Raw genomic sequence first — 20,097 nt, 5'->3', positions numbered from 1 at the left:
AAAAAGATCGGTAATCCCGGATTAACCAGCACTTTTACTGATGAAAGGCTGAACAATCGGCTTTCTCAGCTTAGGCAAGAAGTGAACCAATATTGGATTGGTTCAAAGATGACAGGCGCGTGACAGGAATAACCCTTTGAACAGTAAGTAAAAGTTTTTTCGGGCTTCGTTTAAAACTGCGAGGTGCATCAATATTCTCGCGGGGACGTACGCTTCATGTTGGTGCGCCCACGCTGCATGACTGTGCACCAGGCGAGCCGTTCGAGCCGGAAATTACGTGAATAATGATATTTTTCAATGGATTGAAACATTGGCACTTTTTTTGAATGTGTTTATGCAGATGCAGGAGCGATAGCGGGCAACCGACGTCGCCAGACAATTTGCAATGGGTCACTAGGGTTCCGGTCGAAAGATGCTGGTCCGAGAGTGACCGACCGTCCTCTGACGGTTACACGGCGGGACAAAAGCCCGGGAGGAAAGCGAGATCGTTGCTCGCCGCCTCCTGCTTTTTTTCGCCCGTTAACGCCAGAGGAACCATCATGATCAAAGCCTGCCTTCGCTTGCTGCTGCTTTGCACCGTCGCGCTGTTCAGCGTCAATACGCTGGCCGCCGACAAACCCTCCTTCAAAATTTGCTGGTCCATTTACGCGGGCTGGATGCCATGGGATTTCGCCCAGCAGAGCGGCATCGTCAAAAAATGGGCCGATAAATACGGCATCGACATCCAGTTTGTGCAGGTCAATGACTACATCGAATCGGTGAATCAGTACACCGCCGGTGGTTTTGACGGCTGCACCATGACCAACATGGATGCGCTGACCATTCCTGCCACCGGCGGCGTGGACAGCACCGCGCTGATTGTCGGCGACTACTCCAACGGCAATGACGGCATTCTGTTGAAAGGCAAAGGCAACATTGCCTCGCTGAAAGGCAAGCCCATCAATCTGGTCGAACTCTCGGTCTCACACTATCTGCTGGCGCGTGCGCTGGAGAAATCCGGCATGAGCGAGAAGGATGTCAAAGTGGTGAACACCGCCGATGCTGATTTGGTGGCGGCGTTCGGCACGGCTGACGTCCACTCTATCGTCACCTGGAACCCGCTGCTGGCCGAAGCAGAAAAGCAACCGGACAGCCATTTGATCTTCTCCTCCGCGCAGATTCCGGGGGAAATCCTCGATCTGCTGGTAGTGAACACCGCCACGCTGAAAAAGTATCCGCAGCTCGGCAAAGCCCTGACCGGTGCCTGGTACGAAACCCTGAAAACCATGTCTGGTCCGAGTGACAGCGCCAAAGCCGCCCGCACCCAAATGGCGCAGGCTTCTGGCACCGATCTGACGGGCTTCGATCAGCAGCTGGCCGCCACCCACCTGTTTAGCGATGCCAAAACCACCCTCGATTTTGTCGATAGCCCACAGCTGAAAGCCACCATGCAGCTGGTCGCGGAGTTCTCCTTCAAGCACGGTTTACTGGGCGAAGGGGCACCGAGCGCCGATGTGGTGGGCGTGGAAACGCCAGCAGGTCATTGGGGTGATACCAATAACCTGAAACTGCGCTTCACCGATGAGTACACCAAGCTGGCCGCCGCTGGTCAGCTCTAAGCGAGACGATGCCGATGCGTAAATTGATCAACTACCAACCGCTGCCGCTCGGTCGCCTGCTGCTTGGCATCCTGCCGCTGCTGGCGCTGCTGCTGGTCTATCTGTTCGCGTCGGATGCGCGTCTCAGCCTGAATGCCGCAGACAAACTGTTGCCGGGGTTTAACGCGATGGGCGACGCCATCAGTCGCATGGCGTTTCAGCCCAGCCCGCGCACCGGTGAGTATCTGCTGTGGACCGACACCGCCGCCAGCCTGATGCGTCTGCTGAGCGGCGTGGCGATTAGCGCACTGCTGGCGCTGGCGATTGGCCTGTTCACTGGCGCGTTACCGGTGGTGCGGGCGGTATTAGCACCGCTGGTGACAGTGGTGGCGCTGGTGCCACCGCTGGCGATTCTGCCGATTCTGTTTATCTGTTTTGGCCTTGGTGAAGTGTCAAAAGTGGTGCTGATCGTGATCGGCATTACCCCGTTGATTGCGCGTGATTTGCAGCTGCAGGTGGAGAAAATCCCGCGTGAGCAGCTGGTGAAAGCGCAGACCTTGGGTGGACACAGCGCGCAGATTTTGTGGCGTGTGATCCTGCCGCAGATGATGCCGCGCCTGCTGGATGCGGTGCGCCTGTCGCTGGCGTCGGCGTGGCTGTTCCTGATTGCCGCCGAAGCCATCGCCGCCACCGAAGGGCTGGGTTATCGCATCTTCCTGATGCGCCGTTACCTGGCGATGGATGTGATTTTGCCTTACGTGGCATGGATTGCGCTGCTGGCCTTTATCCTCGACCTGCTGCTGCGGCTGATCAGCCGTCGCTGCTGGCCGTGGTATCACGCGAAATGACACAGGAGCGAGCGATGCCTTTACTGCAACTGAAAAACCTCGAAAAACATTACGGCGATCAGGTTGTGCTGGAGCGCCTCAACATCAACGTGGAGCAGGGCGAGTTTGTGGCGATTGTTGGGGCATCCGGCTGTGGCAAAACCACTTTCCTCAACATGCTACTCGGCACCGAATCACCGACCAAAGGCCAACTGCTGCTGGATGGCGAACCGATACCCGATGAGCCCGATGCCCATCGCGGCGTGGTGTTTCAGCGCTACTCGGTGTTTCCCCATCTGACAGTGCTGGGCAACGTGATGCTGGCGGAAGAGTTCAGCAGCGCTCGCTGGCTGGGACGTGTGTGGGGTAAAAAGCGCCAGGCGATCCGTCAGCGTGCGCAGGCGATGCTGGCGCAGGTCGGCCTGGAGCAGGCGCAGAGTAAATACCCGCATCAGCTCTCTGGCGGCATGCAACAGCGTTTGGCGCTGGCGCAGGCGTTAATGAAGCAGCCGCGCATCCTGCTGCTCGACGAACCCTTTGGGGCGCTCGATCCCGGCATCCGCCACGAGATGCACCAGCTGATTACTCGCCTGTGGCAGCAGCACAACCTGACCATTTTTATGATTACGCACGATTTGAAAGAGGGCTTCAGCCTGGCCTCGCGCCTGCTGGTGTTCGACAAACTGCGTCATGACCCGCACGCGCCGGAAGCCTGGGGCGCGACCATCACTTACGACCTGCCGCTGGATCGCACACAGCCTGACGCTGCGCTGTCGTCTGAGCCGCAGGTGGCTTAAAGGAGCACCACATGAACGCTTATCAAACCTTGTTACCGGCGGGATCGCACTGGTCGCTGGTGATGCGCAGCGGTACGGCGCTGACGCTGACCGATATCGCAGGCGGCGCCAACGTCGGCATGCTGTTCTACAACCCGGAAAATCTACTGGAACGCTACAACGCGCCCGATACGTTGAAGTGTCAGCACACTTTCCGCCTGACGGCCGGGCACTGCCTTTACTCCGATATGGGACGCATTTTTTGCGGCATCGAAGAGGACAGCTTCGGCTGGCATGAGAGCGTCTGCGGCACGCTGAATGCTGAACAAACCTCTGCCCGTTTCGGTGCCAGCGATTATCAGCAGGCACGCAATCTGCGCCATCAAAACGGCTACGACAGCTTCCTCGTTGAGCTGGCGAAATACGGCCTTGGCCAGCGTGATATGGCCTCATGCCTCAACCTGTTTGCGCAGGTGCGCGCCGATGATAACGGCACGCTGCAACTGGAAAAACAGGGCGCAGCAGGCGCTCAGGTGCGACTGCGCTTTGCCATGGACACGTTGGTGATTCTGCACACCTGCCCGCATCCGCTTAGCGCCAGCAGCGAGTATCCGCGCCAGCCGGTGCAGATCACACTGGACGCCCAACGCGCGCCACTGCCGGAAATTTGCCTGGCGCGTGCCGAAAACCAGCGCGGCCTGCGCAACAACGCGCTCTATCAGCTGCAAGGAGAAATCTGATGATCACTGAAAGCTTACTTAATCCCGCCGAAGCGCAACTCCAGCAGCAGGTGAATGCTGGTGATTACTGGTTGAAGCGCATCGAAGCGGGCCAGACCTTGAGAATCACCGATCTGGAGGGGAATCAGGCTGCCGATACCCTGTTCTTCAACGCCGACGACACCGCCGAGCGCTACAGCATGAGCGATACACTTCGCGGGCAAAAGAATGTGTTCCTCAGTGCAGGCAGCGTGCTGCGCTCCAACGCCGATCGCCCGATGCTGACGATAACCGCTGATACCTGCGGTCGCCACGATACGCTGGGCGGCGCCTGTTCCTGTGAGAGCAACACGGTGCGTTACGATCTGGAGAAGCGCCATATGCACTCCTGCCGTGACAGCTGGATGCTGGCGGTGGCCGAAAAGCCGGAATTCGGCCTGACGCGTCGCGATATCACCCACAACATCAACTTCTTTATGAACGTGCCGGTGACGCACGACGGGGGTTTGACCTTCGCCGATGGCATTTCTGCCCCCGGTAAATATGTCGAGATGGTGGCGCAGATGAATATCCTGGTGCTGATCTCCAACTGCCCGCAGCTCAACAACCCTTGTAACGGTTACAACCCTACGCCGATCTTAGTCAGCGTGTGGTGATGCTTTGACGCAACGGGACGACCCGTTTTTTGCCGTCACTGTCCACGCAGGACGACCTGCCGTAATAAGAGATTTCACTCATGATTGATCGCGTATTGATTGCCAACCGTGGCGCGATTGCCGTGCGCATTATCCGTACCCTGCAAGCCATGAATATCCGCGCGATTGCGGTGTACGCCGAGGCCGATCGCCACGCGCGGCATGTGCGTCTGGCCGATGAAGCCTGGTCGCTGGGAGACGGGCAGGTGCGAGACACCTACCTCAATCAGCAAAAATTACTGGCGATTGCCGCGCAGAGCGGGGCGCAGGCTGTGCATCCGGGCTACGGCTTCCTCAGTGAAAATCCCGATTTCGTCACGCGCTGTGGAACGGCAGGCGTGCAGTTCCTCGGCCCGAGTGCTGAGCAGATGGCGGCGTTTGGTTTGAAACATCGTGCGCGTGCATTGGCGCAGGAGAATCAGGTACCACTGCTGCCGGGCAGCGGTTTACTGACTTCGCTGGACGAAGCACGAGTGATGGCGGAACAGATTGGCTACCCGGTGATGCTAAAAAGCACCGCGGGCGGTGGTGGCATCGGTATGCAGCGCTGTGATGATGCCGGGCAGCTCAATGCCGCATTTACCCGCGTGAAGCGTTTGGCAGGCAACAACTTCGCCGATGATGGCGTATTTTTAGAGAAGTTTATCGCCCGCGCGCGCCACATTGAGGTGCAAATTTTTGGCGATGGGGCCGGCAATGTGATTGCCCTTGGCGAGCGTGACTGCTCTGCTCAGCGTCGCAACCAAAAAGTGTTGGAAGAGACGCCCGCACCGGGATTGAGTGCGACAGTGCGCGCCGAGCTACAAGCGACTGCGGTGCGACTGGCGCGTGCGGTCAACTACCGTAGCGCAGGCACCGTGGAGTATGTCTACGATGATGCCAGCCAGCAGTTCTGGTTCCTTGAAGTTAACACTCGTTTGCAGGTGGAGCACGGCGTCACCGAAATGGTGTACGGCGTGGATTTGGTGCGCTGGATGGTGGAGCTGGCGCAGCAAACGTTGCCGCCGCTCCACACCTTATCGACCGAAGCGCAAGGCCATGCGATTCAGGTACGTCTGTACGCAGAAGATCCGGCCAAACAGTTCCAGCCCAGTGCCGGTTTGCTCAGTCACGTTCAGTTTCCTGCAAAGATTGATGATGCCACGCTGCGCATCGACAGCAGCGTGGAAACCGGCATGGAGGTCTCACCGTTTTACGATCCGATGCTAGCGAAGGTAATCGTGCATGCAGCCAATCGTGAAGAGGCATTGCGCAGCATGGCGCAAGTGCTGGATGCCACCGAGCTGTACGGCATCGAAACCAATCTGCTGTGGTTGCGCCATCTCTGCTCGCTGCCGGAAGTGCAGCAGGGCCGCATCATTACCGCCACTTTGGGCGGCGTGCAATGGCAACCGCCGACGCTGGATATCCTTAGCGGCGGCACCTTAACCACGGTTCAGGATGCGCCTGGCCGCGTCGGTTACTGGCACGTTGGTGTGCCGCCCTCTGGCCCATTTGACAGCCGCGCATTCCAGTTGGGTAATCGCTTATTGAATAATGACGCGCAGGCGGCGGGACTGGAGATCACCCTGCGCGGCCCGACGCTGCGTTTTAATCAGGCGTGCAGTTTTGTTTTGACCGGGGCACCGATTAACGCGCAGTTGGATGAGCAGACGCTGGCGATGCATCAGATCGTCACGGCGCAGGCCGGGCAAACCCTGACGCTGGGCGATGTCAGTGAAGGATGCCGCAGTTATTTGCTGCTGGCGGGTGGCTTGAATACCCCACATTATCTCGGCAGCCGCAGCACTTTCACCCTCGGAAAATTTGGTGGTCATGCCGGGCGCGCCCTGCGGGCGGGCGACGTGCTGCACCTCGCCGATCCGCAGGTGCTGGCGACAGCAGAATTACCTGCCGAGCTGGTGCCGGAACTCAACGGTGAATGGCAACTGCGGGTGATTTACGGCCCGCACGGTGCGCCAACCTTCTTTACCGATCAGGACATTACTGAGTTCTTTGCCGCCGAGTGGCAGGTGCACTACAACTCCAGTCGTACCGGCATCCGTCTGATTGGCCCCAAACCGACCTGGGCCCGTAGCGACGGCGGCGAAGCGGGCATGCATCCCTCCAACATTCACGACAACGCTTATGCCTTTGGCACGGTGGATTTTACCGGTGATATGCCGGTGATCCTCGGCCCGGACGGTCCTTCGCTCGGGGGCTTTGTCTGCCCGGCCACGGTGATCGAGGCCGATCTGTGGAAACTCGGACAGCTCAAAGCCGGGGATCGGGTACGCTTCATGCCGATCGATCTGAGTGATGCCGATCGACTGGCACAGGCGCAACGCGAAACGATCATTAAACTGCAATCAGCACCGCTTACAGTGAATGCGGCACTGCCCCTTATTGATCCGCTGTTGCACCATCATGCGGCAGAAAACGGGCGTCCATCGCTCAGCGTGCGTGCGGCAGGTGACCGATTCCTGCTGGTGGAGTATGGCGATTTAATGCTGGATATCGCGCTGCGTTTCCGCGTACACGCGTTGATGCAACAGCTGGAAGCCCATCCGCTGCCGGGACAGCTGGAGTTAACGCCCGGCATCCGTTCGCTACAGGTGCACTACGATGCGCAACGCTGTGTAAGAAGTGAGCTGTTGGCGCAAATTTTGCACATTGATTATGCACTGGGTGACTTAAGCGAAGCTGCCGTGCCTTCACGCACCGTGTGGCTACCGCTCAGTTGGGATGACGCGGCCTGTCGCGAAGCCATTACCCGCTACAGCCAGTCTGTACGCCCTAATGCGCCCTGGTGCCCCAGCAATATTGAGTTTATCCGCCGCATCAATGGCCTGGCCAGCATTGATGAGGTGAAGGAGATCGTGTTCAGTGCCGCCTATCTGGTGATGGGGCTGGGCGATGTCTATCTCGGTGCGCCCGTGGCGACGCCGCTCGATCCGCGTCATCGTCTTGTTACCACCAAATACAATCCGGCGCGCACCTGGACGGCAGAGAACTCGGTGGGGATTGGCGGCGCTTACATGTGCGTATACGGCATGGAAGGGCCGGGCGGTTACCAGTTTGTCGGACGTACCATGCAGATGTGGAACCGCGATCGACAAACCTCGGCGTTCACCCAACCGTGGCTGCTGCGCTTCTTCGATCAAATACGCTTTTATCCGGTCAGCGCCGAAGAGTTACTCACCATTCGCGAGCGTTTCCCGTGGGGTGACTATCCGCTGCGTAGCGAAGAGGACGAATTCCGCCTCGCAGATTATCAGGCGTTGCTGGTGGAGCAAGCGGTGGAGATCGACGCCTTCCAGCAGCAACGGCAGCAGGCCTTTGACAGTGAACTGACACGCTGGCGCGCTGAAGGGCAATTCACCTTCGACAGCCAGCTGCAAGAACAGAGTTCGGAAGAGATTACGGTGCCTGCAGGGTGTAGTCCGGTAGAGAGCCAGGTGGCGGGCAGCGTGTGGCAGTGGTTGGTTGATGAAGGCAGTGAGATTGAAGCGGGCGCCACGGTAGGCATTCTCGAATCAATGAAAATGGAAATCCCGATCGTGGCGCCAGTCAGTGGAAAAATCCATAGTTTCTATCGGCAGGCCGGGCAGCAAGTTCAGGCGGGTCAATTGCTTATGGTGATTGATTCCTCTGTGACATAAGTAAGAATAAAAAATAATCAGTAATCAGGCAGCAAAGCCGGGGATCTGACCCATAATTAGTAACCCGGCTGATTGTTGCATTGCTATGACATCTTTTCGCAGTGTGCAGCAGGCTGTGTCCCGTAACGGTTTAATAAAAAATTAAAAAGACCGCTGCGGGATACAGCCTGATATGGCCGAGTTTCAGCGCCTGGTGGCGCTTACCTCTCTACTTTCACGTGCTTCATAGTGAGTTTTAAAGGAGTTCTCTATGGAAATAAAAGATCCAATGGTCGAGTTATTGAGTAGCCTTGAGCAGATTGTTTTGACACGTGATGCACAGCCTTCCGTATCAGAAATTACACTCAACGCAGTATCCGTTCCCGAGCCACAGCGTTTACGCGAAATGACCGGCATGCAGGTGGATGAATTCGCCCGCGTGATGGGGGTGAGCGTTTCATCTGTAAAAAGTTGGGAGGCGCAACGCACGCGCCCATCCGCTACGGCGCGTAAATTGATGAAACTGCTGCAAGCCAATCCCTATCTGGGGCGGCAGTTGCTCGAGTAAAAAGACTATCGGTTCTCTGACCCGCCTGCACGGCGGGTTTTTTTTAGCTCAATCCGCCGTATTTCGCCGCCTGTTTCACAAACCAACTCTCTGGCACGCTGTGTGGTGGCTGCGCCAGCTGCTCAAGACCGTGCTCAATAATCCGCTCAGCCTGCTTCCACAGTTGTTGATCCCCTTGATTCAGCAGCTGAATCTGAATCTGCTTCTCGACCAGATAGATGCGGGCAAAATTGGGATCGAACTGGACGATAGCGCGAGTGTTATCGATGATGTCTGCTAGTTTAATAGTTTGCGCATCGGGGCAGGCTTCGGCGGTATGGCGGAAGTGCGCCAGTTTGCGAGCGGCGCGGTTTTTCGCCTCGGGTTGAGTGCTATCAGTCAGCATATCGACCAGCTGCGCAACACGCGAACCGAAGTGGCTTTCAATATCCTGTAACGTGCTGGGGGTATCTTCAACGGTGTCATGCAGCCAGGCGGCGGCAATCATCTGTTCATCATCGGTGACGCTGCGCACCAGTTCGGCCACCGCAGCCGGGTGCACGATATAAGGCTCATCGGTGTATTTGCGACGCTGACCCGCAGCAGCATGTGCTTGCGTGGCATAACGGCGCGCTTGCTCTTCCAGTGAATCACGCATCTTTCACTCTCCGGAATAAAGTCGCTTGCAATTATCTAGCGCGCTATCTATATTGAATCGCATGAACAGTAATCAAGATGACAAAAAAGTGCAGCAGATGCCACTCCAGGTTGATCAACATCTCTGCTTCGCACTGTATTCCGCGAATCTCGCGATGCACAAAGTCTATCGCCAGCTGCTGGCTGAGCTGGAAATTACCTATCCGCAATATCTGGTGATGCTGGTGTTGTGGAATCAGGATGATGTGACGGTATCAGAGATTGGTGAGCAGCTGTTCCTTGATTCAGCCACGTTGACGCCGCTGTTGAAGCGCCTGGAAGCCGCGGGTTTATTGCGTCGTCAGCGTTCGCGCCGCGATGAACGTCAGGTGGTAGTGACCCTAACCGATGAGGGTCGTGCGCTACGTGAACGTGCGCAAAGTATTCCTGAAGCGGTGCGCTGTGCCACGGCCTGCGACGATGATGCGCTGTTGGCATTGAAAAACCAGCTGGATGATTTGCGTAGCCATCTTAACCGCGCCAAATAAAGCATTACGGATGTCATCCTGATGGCATCCCTGATATCAACGTCAAAACTGCGCGCATTTACATAGTGCGCGATTATATAGCGAATAATGAGGTTATCATGTCTTTAGAAAAAGTTGTTTATACCGCAAAAGCCAAAGCCACCGGCGGCCGTGATGGTCGTGCTACTTCTTCTGACAACGTGCTGGATGTGAAACTGGGCGTGCCAAAAGAGATGGGCGGCGCAGGCGGCGAAGTGACTAACCCAGAGCAGCTGTTTGCTGCGGGTTACTCAGCGTGTTTCCTGGGTGCAATGAAATTTGTCGCCGGTCGCGACAAAATCACCATGCCAAAAGATGCGTGGATTGAAGGTGAAGTGGGTATCGGCCCGATCCCAACCGGTTTTGGTATCGAAGCCAAACTGAATATTCACCTGCCAGAGATGGATGCAGCCGAAGCGCAGAAGCTGGTAGATGCGGCACACATTGTTTGCCCATACTCTAACGCTACGCGCGGCAACATTGATGTGACCCTGAACATCATCCGCTAAGGTTGCTGCCAGTCTTACAAAGAGGCTCCGTCTGGAGCCTTTTATCATTTGATGGGGTCAGATCAATAATTGTCTGGTCTTACCATTGGTTAAATGTTCTACTGCTGCGCTGCATGCGCCCTCATTGCCGTTCCGGTTCAGATTCGTCCCGTTCCTGCTCGCTGCTTGCGCTTTTCTCTCTCACGGACGAACTCTATTGACTTTAAATAGTCACATTTAAGGTTAGTTTATTGACACCGGGTCAGGAATGAATAAGTAAATGAATTATATCAAAACGTTAACGCAGCAAAAGCTGTCGCTATTGCTTGCGCTCTATCTCGGCATCTTATTGAATTTGCCGATTTTTTATCGCCGATTTGACGGCTTCTTAACGAAATCCACGCTCTCTAACTGGCTCTCAGCGGTAGCGGAAGTGACCGCTGCAGTCCTGCTGACGTTCTTCCTGATGCGTCTGTTATCGCTGGGCGGCAAGTGGGTTTATCGTATCCTTGCCAGCCTGACGGTGGTGATTTCGGTCGCTTCTGCCTATTACATGGCCTTCTTTAATGTGGTGATCGGCTACGGCATCGTGGCGTCGGTGATGACAACCGATGTGGATCTCTCGAAAGAAGTGGTCGGCATGCGCTTTGTGATGTGGATGGTGCTGGTTAGCGCCTTGCCGCTGCTGCTGATTTGGCGCAATAACCTCAGCCAGACTTTAATCGAGCAATTGAAAACGCCAGGCCAGCGTCTCAAGCCTGCGCTGATCATGCTGCTGAGTGTGGCGCTGGTGTGGTTGCCGATTCGCTATTTCGACAAACTGCAAAAAGTGAATGAAGAGATCACCAATATCGACCTGCCGAGCTACGGCGGGGTGGTGGCGCACTCGTATCTCCCTTCCAACTGGATCGCGGCATTAGGGCTGTTTGCCTGGACGAAAGTCGATGAAGAGGTGGATGGCGCTGAGTTGTTGGATCCGGCGAAGAAGTTTACCTACGTTGCGCCAGCGGGCATCGATGACACCTATGTGGTGTTTGTGATTGGCGAGACCACGCGCTGGGATCATATGGGTCTGCTGGGCTATGACCGCGATACCACGCCGAAGCTTTCTAAAGAGAAGAATCTGGTGGCATTCCGTGGTGAATCCTGTGATACCGCCACCAAGCTGTCGCTGCGCTGTATGTTTGTGCGCGAAGGCGGCACCATGGATAACCCTGGCCGCACGCTGAAAGAGCAGAACGTTTTTGCAGTGATGAAAGAGCTGGGCTTTACCTCTGAGCTGTTCGCCATGCAGAGTGAAGTGTGGTTCTACGATAATGCCGATATGAACAACTTCTCGTTCCGTGAGCAGATCGGTTCTGAGAAGCGTAATCAGGGTAAAGCGGTGGATGACATGCTGTTGGTGCCGGAACTACAGGCTTCACTGCAACGTTTCCCGAAAGGTAAGCATCTGGTGGTGTTGCACACTAAAGGTTCGCATTACCTGTATTCACAGCGTTATCCGCGCAGCTTTGCACGATATCAGCCGGAATGTATGGGCGTGGATGAGACCTGTAGTAAAGCGCAGTTGATTAACGCTTATGACAATTCGATTCTTTACGTCGATACGATGCTGGATAGCGTGCTCGATCAGCTACGTGATAAGAAGGCGATTGTGTTTTATGCCTCTGATCATGGTGAGTCGATCAGTGAGAACATGCATTTGCACGGTACGCCGCGTGAGATGGCGCCGCCGGAGCAGTTCCGCGTGCCGATGATGGTGTGGGCCTCTGATAAGTATCTGGAGGATTCGACCAACCGCAGTAACTTTGAGCGTCTCCAGGCGCAGCAGCGTGTAGGCAAAACCCATCGTCACGTTGAGTTGTTTGATACCATTTTAGGCTGCCTCGGCTACAGTTCACCGGATGGCGGGATTAAAGCGGCGAATAACTGGTGTCAGGCACCCGCGGCGACGCCAGCCAAAACGCTGTAAGTGTTTTCTGGAAGGTACTGAGCGGCAGGGCTTTTTGCAGCACTGCTTGCTTTCCAGGCGATCGGGCGGATTTTACGGAAAAGGGATTGACGCTCCCATGGGGGAGCAGTAATATTCGCCCCCATCGGCGAGTAGCGCAGCTTGGTAGCGCAACTGGTTTGGGACCAGTGGGTCGGAGGTTCGAATCCTCTCTCGCCGACCATATTTGAAGAAACCTGCTTGAAAAAGCAGGTTTTTTTTCGTCTGTTGATCGTGGAGTCGGTGCAGTCACGGTGGAATACGCTCTTGTGCGGGGTTTTAAAAGCGGAGCCGGTGCAGTCACGGTGGAATACGCTCTTGTGCGGGGTTTCAAAAGCGGAGCCGGTGCAGTCAGGAGTAAATGCGGGGCCGCTGCGTAAAGTCGCTGTCTCGTCCCTGATCGCTCGACAGACGCCATCCCTGGCGTGTAACGCTTTACTCCGCGGCCCCGCATTCCCTCCTTCGTTTGATTATGAGCAGGCTTTAAGAAGCTGGCATTCGGCTCTGTGCGTGTGTCCAGAGGTTAAACTGTTGCTTCTGTGCGGGGTTTCAAAAGCGAAACCGGTGCAGCCAGGAGTGAATACGGGGCCGCTGCGTAAAGTCGCTGTCTCGTCCCTGATCGCTCGACACACGCCATCCCTGGCGTGTAACGCTTTACTCCGCGGCCCCGCATTCCCTCCTTCATCTGATTCTGTGCGGGCCTTTGGAAGCGAAAATTCGGTTCTGTGCGTGCTGCAAAAAGAAAACATGATGCAGATTAGGTGCGTGCAGCTTTTCAAAACAGCGGAATCATTGCTGATGAGCGATGGGAAGGCGGCTCGGGGAGCAAAGCGTTCGCCGCAGGGATGCGGCGGTCGAGGCTACAGGGATGTATTTACGCCGTCTTTGCGATCGAGCCGCCTTCTCTGAGCAGCGCAGATAACCAAAAGCAATAAAACCTACTATTGCCCTTCCCATTCAAATAACCGTCACTACCCGCCATTATTCCCACTTTACCAACTTGACCCCTCACGCAATCAACCCTGCACGCTTAATTCGCGACACATTCTTCTTATGACCGATTCTTGCTTTTTGCTGATTTCTTATGCCAATACACCAGCATATTTCGCTGCCTGAACGTCATAACGCACGGAGAATCGTTCAGATATTCGACATTTACCAATAACTTTTGTGTGTTTTTTAGCGGTGATAATCACTGTCATTTGACTACATAGCCAGATAATCACGCGGCATTGCGCGCTTTATCACCTTTTTAAATTTTGGCTCAGCGCAATAACCCTGTTTTTTATCGTTGCTTGCACTTACTCACACTCTGTGTAAATAACCCCACCTTGTATTGACGTTCTTTGCAACTGTTGACAAATTGATGCGTCAATAACATGCAGAGTAGGGCGATTCTGAGGAGCCATTGGCTATCGGATGACAAAAAAACCACTCGCATGCTGCCCGAACCGCATAAAAAAATTCAGAGGTCGGGCGACGCACACAACATCACATCACAATGGAGCAAAACATGATCAACTCCCTGGCTAAATCCAGGATGCTGAAGGTCGGTCTTAGCCTGATTGCTATGACTGTTGCCGCGGGTGTCCAGGCGAAAACCCTTGTATATTGTTCAGAAGGTTCGCCGGAAGGCTTTAACCCGCAGCTCTTCACATCGGGTACCACTTACGATGCCAGCTCCGTGCCGATCTACAACCGTCTGGTTGAGTTCAAAACCGGTACCACCGAGCTGCAGCCTGGCCTGGCTGAAAAATGGGACGTTAGCGAAGATGGTAAAACTTATACCTTCCATCTGCGTAAAGGCGTGAAGTGGCAAACCACCAAAGACTTCAAGCCAACGCGTACCTTCAACGCTGACGACGTCGTGTTCTCCTTCGAGCGCCAGCTCGACAAAAACAACAAGTACCACGGTGTATCGGGCGGCAGCTACGAATACTTCGAAGGTATGGATATGCCGAAGCTGATCGAGAAAATCGAGAAAGTTGACGACTACACCGTACGCTTCACCCTGAGCCGTTCAGAAGCGCCGTTCATTGCCGACCTCGGTATGGACTTCGCCTCAATCCTGTCAAAAGAATATGCCGACAACATGCTGAAAGCCGGCACCCCAGAGAAGCTGGACCTCAATCCAGTGGGTACTGGTCCATTCGTGCTGCAGCAATACCAAAAAGACTCGCGCATTCTGTACAAAGCCAACCCGGACTTCTGGGGCACCAAGCCGAAGATTGATCGTCTGGTGTTCTCCATCACCCCTGATGCGTCTGTGCGTTACGCCAAACTGCAGAAGGGTGAGTGCCAGGTGATGCCGTATCCGAACCCGGCTGACATCGCCAGCATGAAGAAAGATGACAAAATTAACCTGATGGAGCAGCCTGGTCTGAACGTCGGTTACCTGTCATTTAACACCGAGAAAAAACCGCTGGATAACGTGAAAGTGCGTCAGGCACTGACCATGGTGGTGAACAAACAAGCCATTATTGATGCCGTTTATCAGGGCGCTGGCCAGGCCGCGAAAAACCTGATTCCACCAACCATGTGGAGCTACAACGACGACATCAAAGATTACGCTTACGATCCTGCTAAAGCGAAAGAGCTGCTGAAAGAAGCGGGCATGCCGGACGGTTTCTCTATCGACCTGTGGGCGATGCCGGTTCAGCGTCCATATAACCCGAACGCTCGTCGTATGGCGGAAATGGTTCAGGCTGACTGGGCGAAAATTGGCGTGAAAGCCAAAATCGTCACCTTCGAGTGGGGCGAGTACTTGAAACGCGCTAAAGCCGGTGAACACCAGACCGTAATGATGGGCTGGACCGGTGATAATGGGGATCCGGATAACTTCTTCGCCACCCTGTTTAGCTGTGCCGCGGCCAAAGACGGTTCTAACTACTCACGCTGGTGCTACAAGCCGTTTGAAGATCTGATTCAGCCTGCACGTGCTGAAGCCGATCACAACAAACGTATTGAGCTCTACAAACAGGCTCAGGTTGTGATGCATGACCAGGCTCCGGCACTGATCATTGCTCACTCAACCGTATATGAGCCAGTGAGCAAGAAAGTGAGTGGCTATGTGGTTGATCCATTAGGTAAACATCACTTCGAAAACGTCGATATCCAGGAATAACCTTTCGGATTATCGCGGTCTGGGCCAGCGCTGCTGGCCCTCGGGCGGCACCTTTGCCGCCCGTATTCCGCACTTTTTTTCCGGCTAATTTCTTATATTGAAGCGCTTCTTGCGTCGCGTCCGGCTTTGTCGGCTGCGTGTTGTGAGCAATGTAGTCCCTGGCGGCAACGTCACGGGAAATGACTGAGAACCCGGCTTATGCTGCAATTCATACTCCGACGTCTGGGCCTTGTCATCCCAACGTTTATCGGTATTACCTTACTGACCTTTGCGTTTGTCCATTTGATCCCCGGCGACCCGGTACTGATCATGGCCGGCGAACGCGGTATCTCTCCCGAACGTCACGCCCAGCTGATGGCCCAGTTTGGCCTCGACCAGCCGATGTGGAAACAGTACATCACCTACATTAATGGTGTGCTGCACGGTGACCTCGGTATCTCGCTGAAAAGCCGTATCCCGGTATGGGATGAGTTCGTCCCTCGTTTTAAAGCCACGCTGGAACTCGGCATCTGCGCGATGCTCTTCGCGATTGCGGTGGGCATTCCGGTTGGCGTATTGGCGGCGGTAAAACGCGGCTCGGTGTTTGATCACACGGCGGTGGGCATCTCACTGACCGGCTACTCGATGCCCATTTTCTGGTGGGGCATCATGCTGATCATGCTGGTGTCGGTGCAGTGGAACCTGACGCCGGTTTCCGGGCGTGTCAGTGACATCATCTTCCTTGACGACAGCCATCCTCTGACCGGGTTTATGCTGATCGATACCTTGCTGTGGGGCGAAGCGGGCGATTTCAAAGATGCGGTGATGCACATGATTCTGCCGGCCATTGTGCTGGGCACCATCCCGCTGGCGGTGATCGTGCGTATGACGCGCTCCTCAATGCTGGAAGTGCTGGGGGAAGATTACATCCGTACCGCGCGCGCCAAAGGCCTGACGCGTATGCGTGTCATCGTGGTGCACGCACTGCGTAACGCCATGCTGCCGGTGGTGACGGTTATCGGTCTGCAGGTCGGTACTTTGCTGGCGGGCGCGATTCTGACGGAAACCATCTTCTCGTGGCCGGGACTCGGTCGCTGGCTGATCGAAGCATTGCAGCGCCGTGACTATCCGGTGGTGCAGGGCGGCGTATTGCTGGTGGCGATTCTGATCATCGTGGTCAACCTGCTGGTTGATCTGTTGTACGGCGTGGTCAATCCGCGCATTCGACATAAGAAATAAGGGGGGCATCATGACAACTGTTGATCCCGCAAGCGTAAGCGCTGCACCCAAGCCGATGACCCCGATTCAGGAATTCTGGCACTACTTCAAACGTAATAAAGGCGCGGTGATTGGCCTGGTTTACATCATTCTGATGCTGCTGATCGCTATTTTTGCTGATGTGCTGGCGCCGCACGCGCCGTCGGAGCAGTTCCGCGATGCGCTGCTGCATCCGCCGGTGTGGCAGGACGGTGGCAGCTGGAAATTTATCTTTGGCACCGATGATGTGGGCCGCGATGTGCTGTCTCGTCTGATGTACGGCGCGCGATTGTCGCTGCTGGTTGGCTGTTTAGTGGTGGTGCTGTCGCTGATTCTTGGCGTGGTGTTTGGCCTGATGGCCGGTTACCTCGGCGGCGTCGTCGATGCGGTGATCATGCGTCTGGTGGATATCATGCTGGCGCTGCCAAGCCTGCTGCTGGCGTTGGTGCTGGTGGCCATCTTCGGCCCGTCGATTGTGAACGCCTCACTGGCGATCACCTTCGTCGCCCTGCCGCACTATATCCGTCTGACACGTGCTGCCGTGCTGGTGGAAGTGAACCGCGACTACGTCACCGCATCCAGCGTGGCGGGGGCCGGTACGCTGCGCCAGATGTTCGTCAATATTCTGCCTAACTGCCTGGCACCGCTGATCGTGCAGGCATCATTAGGTTTCTCCAACGCCATCCTTGATATGGCGGCGTTGGGCTTTCTCGGAATGGGGGCGCAGCCGCCCACGCCGGAGTGGGGCACCATGCTCTCCGACGTGTTGCAGTATGCGCAAAGTGCCTGGTGGGTCGTGACGTTCCCTGGCGTCGTCATCCTGCTCACTGTACTGGCATTCAACCTCATGGGCGATGGTTTGCGTGACGCACTCGACCCGAAACTCAAGCAGTAAAGAGGCACCGAGATGGCACTATTAAATGTAGAAAAACTGTCGGTGCACTTCGGCGACGAAAAAACACCGTTCCGTGCAGTAGATCGCATCAGCTACCAGGTTGAACAAGGCCAGGTGGTGGGGATTGTTGGTGAATCTGGCTCCGGTAAATCGGTCAGCTCGCTGGCGATTATGGGGCTGATTGATTATCCCGGCCGCGTGATGGCGGAAAAGCTGGAGTTCAACCAGCGCGACCTGCAGAAAATCTCCGAGAAAGAGCGCCGCCAGCTGGTGGGCGCTGAAGTCGCGATGATCTTCCAGGACCCAATGACCAGCCTTAACCCGTGCTACACCGTGGGCTTCCAGATCATGGAAGCGCTGAAGGTGCATCAGGGCGGCAGCAAAAGTACCCGTCGTCAGCGCGCGATTGATTTGCTGGATCAGGTGGGGATTCCCGATCCAGCGTCTCGTCTGGATGTTTATCCGCATCAGCTGTCGGGGGGTATGAGCCAACGTGTGATGATCGCCATGGCGATTGCCTGCAAACCCAAGCTACTGATTGCCGATGAGCCGACCACCGCGCTGGATGTGACCATTCAGGCGCAAATCATCGAACTGCTTCTGGAATTGCAGAAGCAGGAGAACATGGCGCTGATCCTGATTACACACGATCTGGCTTTAGTGGCAGAAGCCGCGCAGCACATCATCGTGATGTACGCCGGCCAGGTGGTCGAGAGTGGTAAAGCGGTGGATATCTTTAAAGCGCCGCGTCATCCGTACACCCAGGCGTTGCTGCGCGCACTGCCGGAATTTGCGGCGGATAAAGCGCGTCTGGCCTCGTTGCCGGGTGTGGTACCGGGCAAATATGACCGTCCAAATGGTTGCCTGCTCAATCCGCGCTGCCCGTATGTGACCGAGCGCTGCCGTCGTGAAGAACCTGAACTGCGTGACATTCCGGGTCGCCAGTCCAAATGCCATTTCCCACTGGATGATGCCGGGAGACCAACTTATGAGTCTTGATAACACTAAGCAGGATTACCTGCTGCAGGCGATCGACCTGAAAAAGCATTACCCGGTGAAGAAAGGCCTGTTTGGCCAGGAGCGTCTGGTGAAAGCGCTGGATGGCGTCTCGTTCAACCTTGAGCGCGGCAAAACGCTGGCGGTGGTGGGTGAGTCGGGCTGTGGCAAATCCACACTTGGCCGCTTGCTGACCATGATTGAAACACCGACCGAAGGCCAGCTGTACTGGCACGGTCAGGACTTGCTGAAGCACGATCCGCAGGCGCAAAAGTTGCGCCGTCAGAAAATCCAGATCGTGTTCCAGAACCCTTACGGCTCGCTCAATCCGCGTAAGAAAATCAGCCAGATTCTTGAAGAGCCGTTGGTGATTAATACCTCGCTGACCAAAGCGGAACGCCGTGAAAAGACGCTGGAGATGATGGCGAAGGTGGGCCTGAAAACCGAGCACTACGATCGCTATCCGCATATGTTCTCCGGTGGCCAGCGTCAGCGTATCGCCATTGCGCGTGGGCTGATGCTTGACCCGGATGTGCTGATTGCCGATGAACCGGTCTCCGCGCTCGACGTATCCGTGCGTGCACAGGTACTGAACCTGATGATGGATTTGCAGCAGGATTTGGGTTTGTCGTATGTGTTCATTTCTCATGATTTGTCGGTGGTGGAGCATATCGCTGACGAAGTGATGGTGATGTATTTAGGTCGTTGCGTTGAGCGGGGCAGTAAAGAGGCCATTTTCAGCAATCCGCGTCATCCTTATACGCAGGCCTTGTTATCAGCCACGCCGCGTCTGAATCCAGATGAGCGTCGCGAACGTATTAAATTGACCGGCGAGTTGCCAAGCCCACTCAATCCGCCGCCGGGTTGTGCGTTTAACGCGCGCTGTCGCCGTCGTTTTGGCACCTGCGTCCAGTTGCAGCCCAAACTGAAGCAATATGGCGACCAGCAAATCGCCTGTTTCGCGGTGGATCAAGATGAGAATCAGCCGGTGGGCGTGTAATTAATAACGCCAGAAATGAGTAAAGGCTCCTGTGGGAGCCTTTTTTTTTACTGCGTTATACTTCAGGAAAATTAACGCCAGAAAAGGCGATGTAAAAAGGAGACTGAAATGTATTACCCCGCTGCATCAATAAAGAATTGGTCCTGATAAAGATATAAATTGTTAAGGCAAATTCTGAATACCGTCAGGAATCTGTGAGCATAATCACACAGCTGTAAAATCCGTAAATTGAACCACATGCATGACATATCAGTCATTTAGGGTTGTGTACTCCCCGTTATTATTTCAGTTAATCGATATTAATAAATCTCCGGGCTTAAATATCAGCATGCTTTTTGCATCTCCAGTTTTTTAATCATCCGGATAAAACTCTTTTGTCGAATGCGGCGCTTTTATAATCAGAAT

16 protein-coding genes, 1 tRNA gene and 1 riboswitch are annotated in these 20,097 nt (G+C 55.2%); of the genes, 16 read left to right on the top strand and 1 reads right to left on the bottom strand.

The window, feature by feature from the left end; translation table 11 throughout:
• Positions 1 to 382 precede the first annotated feature (382 nt).
• A riboswitch (guanidine-I (ykkC/yxkD leader) is annotated at positions 383 to 477 on the top strand.
• A gap of 62 nt (positions 478 to 539) precedes the next feature.
• The 7 genes from LBW88_RS18665 to LBW88_RS18635 all read left to right on the top strand — a co-directional run bounded on the left by LBW88_RS18665 (position 540) and on the right by LBW88_RS18635 (position 8,782).
• Entirely contained in the window at positions 540 to 1,598 is a 1,059-nt protein-coding gene (locus tag LBW88_RS18665; protein ID WP_224933735.1) for a putative urea ABC transporter substrate-binding protein, read from the top strand.
• A gap of 14 nt (positions 1,599 to 1,612) precedes the next feature.
• A complete protein-coding gene (locus tag LBW88_RS18660; RefSeq protein ID WP_224933736.1) occupies positions 1,613 to 2,425 on the top strand; it encodes an ABC transporter permease in 813 nt (270 codons plus the stop codon).
• Positions 2,426 to 2,439: 14 nt separating this feature from the next.
• Complete coding sequence (locus tag LBW88_RS18655) at positions 2,440 to 3,201, top strand: ABC transporter ATP-binding protein (protein WP_224933737.1); 762 nt, start codon at positions 2,440 to 2,442, stop codon at positions 3,199 to 3,201.
• An 11-nt stretch (positions 3,202 to 3,212) separates the two neighbouring features.
• Positions 3,213 to 3,920 (top strand): urea amidolyase associated protein UAAP1, encoded by a 708-nt coding sequence (locus tag LBW88_RS18650; protein WP_224933738.1) that lies wholly within the window; start codon positions 3,213 to 3,215, stop codon positions 3,918 to 3,920.
• On the top strand, positions 3,920 to 4,555 hold the full coding sequence (locus LBW88_RS18645) for an urea amidolyase associated protein UAAP2 (protein WP_224933739.1): 636 nt from the start codon (positions 3,920 to 3,922) through the stop codon (positions 4,553 to 4,555). The genes LBW88_RS18650 and LBW88_RS18645 overlap by 1 nt, the downstream gene beginning before the upstream one ends.
• 80 nt (positions 4,556 to 4,635) lie before the next feature.
• The gene (uca, locus tag LBW88_RS18640; protein WP_224933740.1) at positions 4,636 to 8,235 is read left to right on the top strand and encodes an urea carboxylase; all 3,600 of its coding nucleotides are present in this window, start codon (positions 4,636 to 4,638) and stop codon (positions 8,233 to 8,235) included.
• A gap of 250 nt (positions 8,236 to 8,485) precedes the next feature.
• Positions 8,486 to 8,782, top strand: coding sequence for an HTH-type transcriptional regulator (locus tag LBW88_RS18635; RefSeq protein ID WP_034827767.1), 297 nt, complete (start codon positions 8,486 to 8,488; stop codon positions 8,780 to 8,782).
• A gap of 43 nt (positions 8,783 to 8,825) precedes the next feature.
• Here LBW88_RS18635 and LBW88_RS18630 read toward each other — a convergent pair whose 3' ends face one another.
• Positions 8,826 to 9,419 carry an HD domain-containing protein gene (locus tag LBW88_RS18630; RefSeq protein ID WP_224933741.1) on the bottom strand — a complete coding sequence of 198 codons (594 nt, stop codon included), beginning with the start codon at positions 9,417 to 9,419 and terminating at the stop codon, positions 8,826 to 8,828.
• Positions 9,420 to 9,480: 61 nt separating this feature from the next.
• Between LBW88_RS18630 and LBW88_RS18625 the strand changes: the two genes are divergently transcribed.
• The 9 genes from LBW88_RS18625 (at position 9,481) to dppF (ending at position 19,692) form a co-directional block, all read left to right on the top strand.
• Positions 9,481 to 9,945: a MarR family winged helix-turn-helix transcriptional regulator gene (locus LBW88_RS18625; protein WP_224933742.1), complete on the top strand. Its 465-nt coding sequence runs from the start codon at positions 9,481 to 9,483 to the stop codon at positions 9,943 to 9,945.
• A gap of 98 nt (positions 9,946 to 10,043) precedes the next feature.
• Positions 10,044 to 10,472, top strand: a complete 429-nt coding sequence (locus LBW88_RS18620) for an organic hydroperoxide resistance protein (RefSeq protein WP_224933743.1) — start codon at positions 10,044 to 10,046, stop codon at positions 10,470 to 10,472.
• Between the two features lie 259 nt (positions 10,473 to 10,731).
• The gene (gene eptB / locus LBW88_RS18615) at positions 10,732 to 12,423 is read left to right on the top strand and encodes a kdo(2)-lipid A phosphoethanolamine 7''-transferase (protein ID WP_224933744.1); all 1,692 of its coding nucleotides are present in this window, start codon (positions 10,732 to 10,734) and stop codon (positions 12,421 to 12,423) included.
• A gap of 125 nt (positions 12,424 to 12,548) precedes the next feature.
• Positions 12,549 to 12,625: transfer RNA gene (locus LBW88_RS18610), tRNA-Pro, on the top strand.
• A 1,329-nt stretch (positions 12,626 to 13,954) separates the two neighbouring features.
• Positions 13,955 to 15,565 (top strand): dipeptide ABC transporter periplasmic-binding protein DppA, encoded by a 1,611-nt coding sequence (dppA, locus tag LBW88_RS18605; RefSeq protein ID WP_224933745.1) that lies wholly within the window; start codon positions 13,955 to 13,957, stop codon positions 15,563 to 15,565.
• A 198-nt stretch (positions 15,566 to 15,763) separates the two neighbouring features.
• Positions 15,764 to 16,783, top strand: a complete 1,020-nt coding sequence (gene dppB / locus LBW88_RS18600) for a dipeptide ABC transporter permease DppB (RefSeq protein ID WP_224933746.1) — start codon at positions 15,764 to 15,766, stop codon at positions 16,781 to 16,783.
• 10 nt (positions 16,784 to 16,793) lie between these two features.
• Entirely contained in the window at positions 16,794 to 17,696 is a 903-nt protein-coding gene (gene dppC / locus LBW88_RS18595; RefSeq protein ID WP_224933747.1) for a dipeptide ABC transporter permease DppC, read from the top strand.
• A gap of 12 nt (positions 17,697 to 17,708) precedes the next feature.
• Positions 17,709 to 18,695, top strand: a complete 987-nt coding sequence (gene dppD / locus LBW88_RS18590) for a dipeptide ABC transporter ATP-binding protein (protein ID WP_200574134.1) — start codon at positions 17,709 to 17,711, stop codon at positions 18,693 to 18,695.
• The gene (dppF, locus tag LBW88_RS18585) at positions 18,685 to 19,692 is read left to right on the top strand and encodes a dipeptide ABC transporter ATP-binding subunit DppF (RefSeq protein ID WP_200574135.1); all 1,008 of its coding nucleotides are present in this window, start codon (positions 18,685 to 18,687) and stop codon (positions 19,690 to 19,692) included. The genes dppD and dppF overlap by 11 nt, the downstream gene beginning before the upstream one ends.
• Positions 19,693 to 20,097: the final 405 nt, after the last annotated feature.

The sequence above is a fragment of the Pantoea sp. alder81 genome (assembly GCF_020179835.1).
Taxonomy (GTDB): domain Bacteria; phylum Pseudomonadota; class Gammaproteobacteria; order Enterobacterales; family Enterobacteriaceae; genus Pantoea.
Note: the sequence above shows the minus strand (reverse complement) of the source record. Positions and strands in the feature narration are given on the sequence as shown.